Genomic DNA, 9,210 nt, shown 5'->3' with positions numbered 1-9,210 from the left:
AATCTCCGCATCGCTGCAGATTGAGTGCAGTGATCATTTTCAGTGAAATCACTGATCGATTTCGAGTGAAATAGGTGATCGTTTAAAGTGAAACGAGTGATCGAATTCAGTGAAATACGCAGTTGAGGGAATCCACCCGGGCATTTTTAATGGGCCTTCATATAATTGTCTAGTGCTTACGCCCAAAGCACATTCAAGCTCAGGATCAAACTCCTTCATGGCTGTTAAACAGTCCATCTCAAAAGAGTTAAATAGAAAATCTGCTTTTTTGAAAGGGCAGAGAGGATTATCTAAAAATTTTTGGATAACCGTAAAAGCCGCAATAGCTCCTTCCCGACCTCCTTTTAATTCAATATTCAGTACTAAATTACGACCCTCATTCCTCGCTTTATAGGGCTCATTATGCATAATGGCTAATTCAATCAGCTCTTCAAGTGTGGGAATGGGTTCATTATTACCAATGGTAAAAAGACGTCTTAATTCCTCGGCAGTATAATCACTAACCTTGCCTAAAACATCTTCATTCTGTTCCACCCCCCAAAAATGATACCCGTCTACATTCCGTGCTAATTGATTATCATGAATAATCATTGCGACACCGTCTTTTGAAGGAAAGACATCACATTCAAATCCATCTGCCCCTGAGGCAAATGCGCTCGCAAAGGCGGAAAGGGAGTTTTCAGGTAGAACTCGGCCTCCTTTATCTTCGCGAGGAGGAAGAAATTTCCCATATACTTCAGGATTTCTATTGGTACATCCTTCACCACGATGTCCTAAGATCACGAGATTTGATTTAGGCATTTATAACTCTCATAAAACAAGGTGATCAATTATAACACAAGGAATCATAAAATTGAATTAAGTGAACATTAAGAGGTTTTATTGTTATAAAAAGTTAATTGTAAGTAATGATGCGAGTGCGAAGTTTGTAGTAGCCTCAAGGAAAAAAATAATCCGCAATCAGAAAGTGTTCTAGCAGTAAAGGTATGCCTCTGCGTTTTATAGCCCTTTGTAGGTGGGGCAGTTCGGCCCAACACGGCCATAATCTTTAGAGTTTATCCTTGGGATTGACAATATCATTATTGGGCCGAACGGCCCACCTACGGTCCTGGTAATAATAAGCATAAACGCACGACTTCGCGAGCACATAGAACGTTGGTATTAACGCCTTATATAGAGCAACATAGCTAGAATGTGGCGATTTACTAAATCAAATGGAATAGTAGAAGGCTGTCATCGAAAGATGAACCTAGCTTAAAAGATATAAAATGGGTTTGAATGATACCAAGATAGGGTAGTAATCTTGGCGGAGAGACAGGGATTCGAACCCTGGGAAGGTTGCCCTTCAACGGTTTTCAAGACCGCCGCATTCGACCACTCTGCCACCTCTCCGCCGACAATATTATCGCAGTAGGCTCTTTAGTGCAAACGATTTTTTCATTTTTTTGCATATTTAATTTCTTCTTTAATAGTGTTAGCAAATTTTCTTGTCCTAGGTATAATGGGGCAAAGTTTTAAGGTAATCTTAACTGTTTTTTCAGTGGCAATTTATTAGGTGTGGGTTATGAAGCGAACGCAAATTTTTTTTCTTGTTAGTCTTATTATAATGTTAGTTTCTTGTGCGAAAAATGATGAAGATAAAAACCCGTATAAAGATATGTCAGCAACCCAGCTTCATGATGCTGCACAAAAATCATTGAAGAAAAAAGAATATGCCACTGCAGCTAAGCAATTAGAAGCAATGGAAACTATGTATCCTTTTAGTGATTACACTGAACAATCGCAATTAGACTTGATCTATGCCTATTATGAAAATGAGGAATATCCTTCTGCTGCAGCGACGGCGGAGCGTTTTATTCATTTATATCCTCGGGCTAAACGAGTAGATTATGCCTATTACATGAAAGGTTTGGCAAATTTCCAACAAACACGTGGCGTTTTTGCAAAAATGCTACCCATGGATGAATCTTGGCGAGATCCAGGAACACAAACACAAGCATTCCTTGATTTTTCAGTGTTTATCCAGAAATTTCCCGATAGTAAATATAAGGCTAATGCCTTGCAACGCATGATTTACTTAAGAAATATGTTTGCTCAGCATGAGTTGAATGTTTCCTATTTCTACTACAAACGTAAAATGTATGTAGCCGCAATTGAGCGTGCAAGTTATTTAGTAAAAAATTACCCGCAGGCTCCCAGTGCACAAAAAGCCCTAGTAATTATGTATAAAGCCAATCAAGCCTTAGGGTTAAAAGCAGCAGCAGATGATGCACTAAAAGTTTATCAAGCTACTTATCATACCTCCAATATGGTGCAGTTAGCGCCGCAATAAAACTGTAGTATTCCTAGTATTAGTACCTAGCTAATACTAGGAAGCCCTTCCGATTTACCTTTCTTCTTTATCTATCTAATATTGTTTTATTTGAAATCATAAAAAACAAAAAATGACTTTTTGGGTAAAATATTCTTATATGTGTGTTATAATCGATCAGTCTGAAAATAGGGATATCAGGAAATTTTCACTTCAACTGTTTGAACTATGAGATAAATTGATGATTACTAAACAAGATATTAGTACCCGAAAAGAAGCAATAGCCCGAATAAAACCAGTCTTGCAAGGCACAATGTTAAAGAAACTAAATCCATCTGCGCTTTGGTCTTATGTGGCCACTATTCCACCCAATCAAACTTTTGAACAGGTTAGTCAGAATATTCATTCCTTTGCTGTTAATAAGGTAGATGGTTTGATTGCCCTTTGTGATAGGGTGCTTCCTTATTATACCTATGATGATATGGTGTCTATAGGAACTCGCAAACCCACACAAAATGCAAAAAAATTTATGAAAATTTTTGCATATCTCATTGTAAATGGCTTTCCGGGGCCTTATGAGTTTGGTGATTCATCGTTTAATTTTTGGTCGGGCAAGGCGGGAAAAGAGAGGGCTTACTCTTCACCCGATGCTATTTCAGATAGCAATATTCCTGCAATAGCTGCAATGTATGATATTTCAAGATCTATTCGATTGCTTCAAGGTAAGCATGATGATTTTATTAATTTACTGATTTCATCCATCTCACGTTTATACGCCTCATACACCGTTGGTGTTGCTCATGTTTATATCAGCTCTGATAAAGAGTCCGAAGCGGCTGGCTTTGTAGCGAATAATAATTTTTGGAATTCAGAGTTACCGACCCTCAGACATTTACTCGCGCAAAAGTTAATTACTGATATTCAGATCCATACTTACGATCATCATCTAGGTCAATGGAATAAATCGTTTTCCATTAACTCGCCCCAGGCACTTAAATTACCAGTAAGGCGTAGAAGTATCCATCCTTCGGACGATCCATTGCATGCTGATAGATATCAAACCTTCTTCATGAGCGATGCTGCTAATTCTGCTTGGAGTAAATCCTTGCCTCGTCCTGAAATAAGTTATGGTGCTTTATTAAAAATTTGTGGTACTTGGCGCGATAAGACCCAATCCCATAAGCTTGAGACAACCTTGAATAAATCCGCTATGAATGCATTGAATGTGTTGATCATTTAAACTATAAGTATCAAAGTACACGGATAGAAGAAGTAGTGTACTTTGAGTAATCCTATGTCCTTTTAAATTTAAGCCGGTAAGGCTTCGGAAATTTGGGGGGAACTCTGAGGTGTGGACTGACTAGTACATTCAATTAAAAGGGTAGAAATAAGATCACGTAATTCACCCCCTAATAAAGTTAAGGCGGCATCCTGCCGAAGATATTCTTCTTCCAAACCTTTAATTTCATTAAATTCATCAATCAAATAATCAAGACTCTTGATCCGCTTAAACACGAATTCATGGGTTAAGGTTAATTGAATGCGCTCTTTCCAAATTAAAGAAATTTCAGCTGTTGCCATCCCTTGAGTTAAGAGGGTTAAAACTTCTTCAGCTGGTAATTCATAGCCTTTACAATGAACACGTTTTTTCTCATCTTGCAAACTAAACAGCAAACAATCTGAGGCTAATTGGAAATCTTGCGGTAAAGTTTCAGGTGAGTTAATCCATTGAGCAAAACGTAGAGCTAAGTTTTCTCCAGGCGAAAGGGGTTCAATCGTAATACCTGAAACTGTTTTACGCAAAAAAGCAGTTAATTGGGAGGCTTGATTCGCACTGGAACTATTAATAATTAGGCGTTTGTTCACTGTATCTAACAAAGCTGTCTGACGCTTTTGCACGCAAAAAGATTTAGGCAATAATTCAAACTCAAGATCTTCTGCAATTTGTGCTTTTTCGGCACGTTTAACAGTGCGGCTTTGCTGCTGTTCGATCATTTGAATGCGTTCTTGCAGCATTTTTTTAATTACGCCCCGAGGTAGAATCCGCTCTTCTTTCCCCATACAAATCAGCGTACTACCTGCTACCTCGTGAACCATTTCATCAGCAAAAGCGGGCAGCCAACCGTAAATAAAACGAGCATGGGGAGGACAAGGTTTTAAGCTTTCTTCTTTTAAAAAAGCATTTAGATCACAATCTTCATTAAGATCATATTGATAAATAAGCGCGTTATTAAACCACATAATGTGTCCCTCACATAAAATAAGCTAGTGTACCATGATGATGAATGACTTTTTACTACAAAAGAAAATAAGTTCCAATTGCTATGGTTCGATTATAGGGTAATTTATAAAATTCAATATTTAAATTAGCAGAGTAATTCCTCATCAAAAAAGCAAAGATTTTTTCTTGCCAGTGAAATGCGAGTGATTTTTTGCTCTTTGATGCCATTATATTGGGAATCTCTACCATATAAGCTGCGCTTTCGGTATTAATAGTAAAAGGCAGAATGTTTTTAAAGTTAACTCGATCTAAAGCTCTTGGAATATTAATGGTTTCCATAAAACCATAATGTAAAGTGAGCTTACAGACCTTAGGTGCTAAACTGCAGATTTCATAACGTTGACTGTGATGTATGTGGGGGATTGTTTCAACAATGTAGTCTACGATTAACACATGTTCAGGAACCGCGTGACTCAATTTTAGGAAATGCAAAAAGCTACCTCCACTTTTATCATAAACATCGGTTATAAAGATTGCTGTAACCCCAGACAGTTGATTTAAGCTTTTATACTCTAATTGCCGTAAAATTTTAGAAATATCGGATTTATTCATGTAGAAATGTTTACGTGAGTACTCTAAACCACGTTTCCAGGTATACATAATCGTCGCAATACAGAGCGCAAAAGTTACCGGAACCCAGCCGCCAGTGATAAATTTATGAGCATTTGCGCCTAAAAAAGAAAGATCGATAATTAAAAATAGGCCAAACAATAAAAAGGTTTTGGTTTTAGACCAACCCCAGATGGAAAGTGCAGCATAAGCGACCATAGAATCCACAAGTAACATATCGCCATTTACTGCGATTCCATAGGCATGAGCCAAGTTTTCTGAGGAGCGAAAGGTTAAGGCAAGCAACATAGTCCCGAAAAAGAGCAAGGTATTAATTTGCGGAACATAAATTTGTCCTGAATGCTCTTTGGATTTTTGCACAATAGTAATTCGTGGGCAAAGACCAAGAAGCACAGCTTGCTTGGTCAAAGAAAAGGTAGCAGAGATTACTGCTTGGGATGCAATTATTGTCGCCATGGTAGCTAAAATAATCAAAGGCAAATAAAGTGAGCTTGGCGCTATCATATAAAAAGGATTATCAATATTGCTGGGATGCAAGAGTAAATTAGCTCCTTGGCCAAAATAATTAAGTAATAAGCAGGGTAAGACTAAAGAAAACCAACTTATGCGAATAGGATTTTTTCCAAAATGACCAATATCGGCAAATAAAGCCTCTCCTCCCGTCACCGCTAGAAAAATGCCCCCCAATAATAGGTAGCCGGATAAGCCTTCATCATATAAAAAATAAATTGCATGATAGGGGTTTATAGCTTGAAGAACGACGGGGTTTTGCATAATTTGAATCAAGCCCAGTATGGCTATCGTGCAAAACCATACAAAAATAATAGGTCCAAACAGATAGCCAATTTTTGCCGTTCCTTTAGATTGAATACTAAAGAGAAAGATGAAAATTATACAAGCAATGGGTAAAACGTAAGGTGTAAAAGCAGGGGAGATGGCACTGAGTCCTTCCACGGCACTGATAACCGAAATGGCAGGAGTGAGCATCCCATCACCTAATAAGAGTCCAGCGCCAAAAATAGCTAGGATGTAGAAAATGGGTGCGTATTTAGTGGCTTTGTGTTTCATTAATGCTAATAGAGCTAAAATACCTCCTTCCCCGTCGTTATCAGCACGAAAAATTATAACTAGGTACTTGAAGGAAATTATAACAAGTAGAGACCAAAAAATAAGGGACAACACCCCTAAAACATTCACCTGATCAATAGGCAAATCATCTAAAGTAACTTTAAGAGCATATAAAGGACTTGTTCCTATATCGCCAAATACAATACCTAAGGCTGCAAGTGTCAACTTATAGGAGAAACTACTTTTCTTTTCCATACTCAATTAATACCTTTAGTTCATTTTATTATTGGCATTACCAAAATGCATTTAACGCAAGTACATAGGTCATATAATGAGAGGTATTTTTTCCAGAAACAGGGAACCATACACCACCAATTAGGCCTAAATTACCACTAAAATTATATTCTAAAGCTGGTGCCAATGCTTTTTCATTATATTGGCCACTACCGATTGTAGCTCCTGGTCCGCCAATGTTACCAATATTTAAAATACCATTAAAACGTGTAGCACGACCATTAGATAAAGTACCTTCCATAACCGCCACCCAATTTTGGGTTAAGGTGTATTCAAATGCTAAATCAATACCGTTTTCTGTTCCAGGATTTATTTTTCCCCGAGTGGTAATAGTCCCACCATAGCTATTTAAACCGCTCACAGGTACAGGAGTGGCGTATAATCTAGTAAAAATTAAGCGCGTTCTTAAATAATGGGAGTTAAATAGTTCCAATAAATATTGAAAGTCCAAGCCCACTTGGGTTTGGTAACTGCCTAAACCGGTAGAATCAGTTCCATAATTTCTAGGGCTTAAATTCTGATAGCGTCCTGTGGGAAATGTCTCTTGCACCAGCACACGTACATCGATGCGTTTAGGTGAGGCATTTTGTTCAAATAATTGCAAACCTAGAGTAACCCCCATATCGGCTAAACGATTATAGTTAACACCACGAGTAGAGTTAAAAACATAAGGTAATACGAGTTGCACATCAAGCCAATCAGTAAAACCATGAGTGATAATAGGGTTAACCACTAAAGTTCTAAAAGTTCGTGCATTATTTAACACGCCAAAATTATTGTAACTACCATCGGTTAAAACATCTAAACCATAGATTTCAACATTAGTATGCCCTTTAGGTATGGTATGTCCGGCTGGTGCTAACAGAGGACCTGTGAACCAAGGTCCGGCAAACACTGATTGATTAAAAAAGGCAATACAGAGAAAAATAAATGATAGTTTGATTAAATGTAGCATAATTATCCTTAATGACCATTGCAGGCCTGTCGGCCTATAGTGTAGATTAGCCGACTTTTGATGTTTGGGAAATAGGAAAATGCGAGCAAAAATTATTTTACTAAAAGCAAAACAGAATACAGTACTAAAAGGGCACCCTTGGATTTTTCCTAAAGCAGTTTCTCAGACCAGTGGTAAATTAATTACAGGTGAGTTGGTTGATGTTTATAATGAAAACAATGAGTTATTAGGTGTGGGGGCCTATAATCAATTTTCTCTATATAGGGTTCGTATTTTAGCTTTAGCCACTGAGCAAATTAATACTACCTCTTATGAATCAATAATCAGCGCTCGTTTAGCACAAGCTTACCAAATCAGGAAGTGCCTTAATTTACCTAATGATAAAACAAGTGCTTATCGGCTATTTAATAGTGAAGCGGATGGTTTATCAGGGTTAACCATTGACCGTTTTAATAATTTTTGTGTCGTAGCGAGCTCTGCTTTTTGGGTTGAGAGCAATAAACAGCACATTATAAAAGCAATACAAACTTTATTAGTAGACGATGAAATAATTTGGGTACCGCAGGTAAAACCTCTGGGCCAAGATGGTTGGAAAAATGCAGAAGCTGCTAACGCGGATAAAAAAACCGTGGTTTCAGAAATTGGCATCAAATTTCAAATTGAATTTGCCCATGCGCAAAAAACAGGTTTATTCCTTGATCAAAGAGAAAATCATAAGCGTATTGCTGATTTAGCTAAAGATAAACGTGTACTTGATCTTTACTCTTATACGGGTGGTTTTGCTTTACATGCGGCAAAAGCAGGGGCTAAACAGGTCACTGCAATAGATAGTTCCGCCCATGCCATAGAACAGGCGCAAAAAAATGCACAATTAAATGGTCTCACTAATATTGACTTTATTGAAGCGGATGCCAGAGATTATCTAACCCATGCAAGCAATTACGATATTGTAGTGCTTGATCCACCGAAATTAGTTCCCTCACAACAACATTTACAAAAAGCTAAAAATTATTATCGTTTCCTCCATCGAGAAGTCTTTAAGTATATGAAAACCGGTACTTTGTTAATGACTTGTAATTGCTCCTCGGCACTTTCCCCACAAGAATTCTGTGCTTTGGTTAGTTCGCAAGCCGGAGCCGTTGGTAAACAGGCGCGTATTTTAGGCATTTATGGCCCCTCAAGTTGTCATCCTACTCTATCAGTTTTTCCTGAAGGGAATTATTTAACCGCGGTATTAGTGGCTGTAGTTTGACAAGTTTTTCAATAGCTGGGTTTAATCCTTATCTTAGTAAGCTATACCTAACTAACCATGTCATCCCAAATGCTATGAGGCGCTTAAGCAAATGGTGCGTAATAAACCATTGAAAACGGTGTACGGGATGATGCGGGTGGTTATTGATATCCCACTTAGCTCATAAATTTGCCTTATTGCTTTTATATTCGTATAATTGCTGCACATTTCTAATCCTATGAGCTGATATAGTGATAAAACGACTTTTTTTATTAAGCCTATTGGTTTTCTTTTCTGCCGGCTTTTCTGCAGGAGAGCCCAGTTTAAGAGAAAAAATTGGCCAGATGTTAATAATGGGTTTCCCAGGGAAAGTAATTAATGACTCATGTTACGCACGGTCAATTTTAAGCTGCCATATTTTTAAGCTCCTGCCAAGCAATCTGGTTCGCTCTAAGAATCAATTTGTACTTAATAGCAAAGTGATTTAAATGAGTTTTTAT

Annotated in this window: 8 protein-coding genes and 1 tRNA gene; 4 read left to right on the top strand and 5 right to left on the bottom strand. The window is 37.7% G+C overall.

The window, feature by feature from the left end; genetic code table 11:
• Positions 1-48: 48 nt before the first annotated feature.
• Together ELY15_RS11075 and ELY15_RS11070 are read right to left on the bottom strand one after the other, a co-directional pair.
• A complete protein-coding gene (locus ELY15_RS11075; RefSeq protein ID WP_127099982.1) occupies positions 49-801 on the bottom strand; it encodes a glycerophosphodiester phosphodiesterase family protein in 753 nt (250 codons plus the stop codon).
• 503 nt (positions 802-1,304) lie between these two features.
• A tRNA-Ser gene (locus ELY15_RS11070) sits at positions 1,305-1,392 on the bottom strand.
• Positions 1,393-1,564: 172 nt separating this feature from the next.
• On the opposite strand from ELY15_RS11070, the gene ELY15_RS11065 reads away from it, so the two are divergent.
• A complete protein-coding gene (locus ELY15_RS11065; protein WP_127099980.1) occupies positions 1,565-2,332 on the top strand; it encodes an outer membrane protein assembly factor BamD in 768 nt (255 codons plus the stop codon).
• Positions 2,333-2,552: 220 nt separating this feature from the next.
• The gene (locus tag ELY15_RS11060; RefSeq protein ID WP_127099978.1) at positions 2,553-3,551 is read left to right on the top strand and encodes a hypothetical protein; all 999 of its coding nucleotides are present in this window, start codon (positions 2,553-2,555) and stop codon (positions 3,549-3,551) included.
• 68 nt (positions 3,552-3,619) lie between these two features.
• Here ELY15_RS11060 and ELY15_RS11055 read toward each other — a convergent pair whose 3' ends face one another.
• The 3 genes from ELY15_RS11055 to ELY15_RS11045 are packed head-to-tail and all read right to left on the bottom strand — an operon-like array spanning position 3,620 to position 7,479.
• Positions 3,620-4,552, bottom strand: coding sequence for a recombination-associated protein RdgC (locus tag ELY15_RS11055; protein WP_127099976.1), 933 nt, complete (start codon positions 4,550-4,552; stop codon positions 3,620-3,622).
• 55 nt (positions 4,553-4,607) lie between these two features.
• Positions 4,608-6,485, bottom strand: a complete 1,878-nt coding sequence (locus ELY15_RS11050) for a potassium transporter Kup (protein WP_127099974.1) — start codon at positions 6,483-6,485, stop codon at positions 4,608-4,610.
• A gap of 37 nt (positions 6,486-6,522) precedes the next feature.
• The gene (locus ELY15_RS11045) at positions 6,523-7,479 is read right to left on the bottom strand and encodes a hypothetical protein (protein WP_127099972.1); all 957 of its coding nucleotides are present in this window, start codon (positions 7,477-7,479) and stop codon (positions 6,523-6,525) included.
• A 79-nt stretch (positions 7,480-7,558) separates the two neighbouring features.
• On the opposite strand from ELY15_RS11045, the gene ELY15_RS11040 reads away from it, so the two are divergent.
• Positions 7,559-8,731 carry a class I SAM-dependent rRNA methyltransferase gene (locus tag ELY15_RS11040; RefSeq protein WP_127099970.1) on the top strand — a complete coding sequence of 391 codons (1,173 nt, stop codon included), beginning with the start codon at positions 7,559-7,561 and terminating at the stop codon, positions 8,729-8,731.
• Between the two features lie 230 nt (positions 8,732-8,961).
• Entirely contained in the window at positions 8,962-9,198 is a 237-nt protein-coding gene (locus tag ELY15_RS16160; protein ID WP_158617457.1) for a hypothetical protein, read from the top strand.
• Positions 9,199-9,210: the final 12 nt, after the last annotated feature.

Source organism: Legionella sp. km772, assembly GCF_003989735.1.
Classification (GTDB): Bacteria; Pseudomonadota; Gammaproteobacteria; order Legionellales; family Legionellaceae; genus Legionella.
Note: the sequence above shows the minus strand (reverse complement) of the source record. Positions and strands in the feature narration are given on the sequence as shown.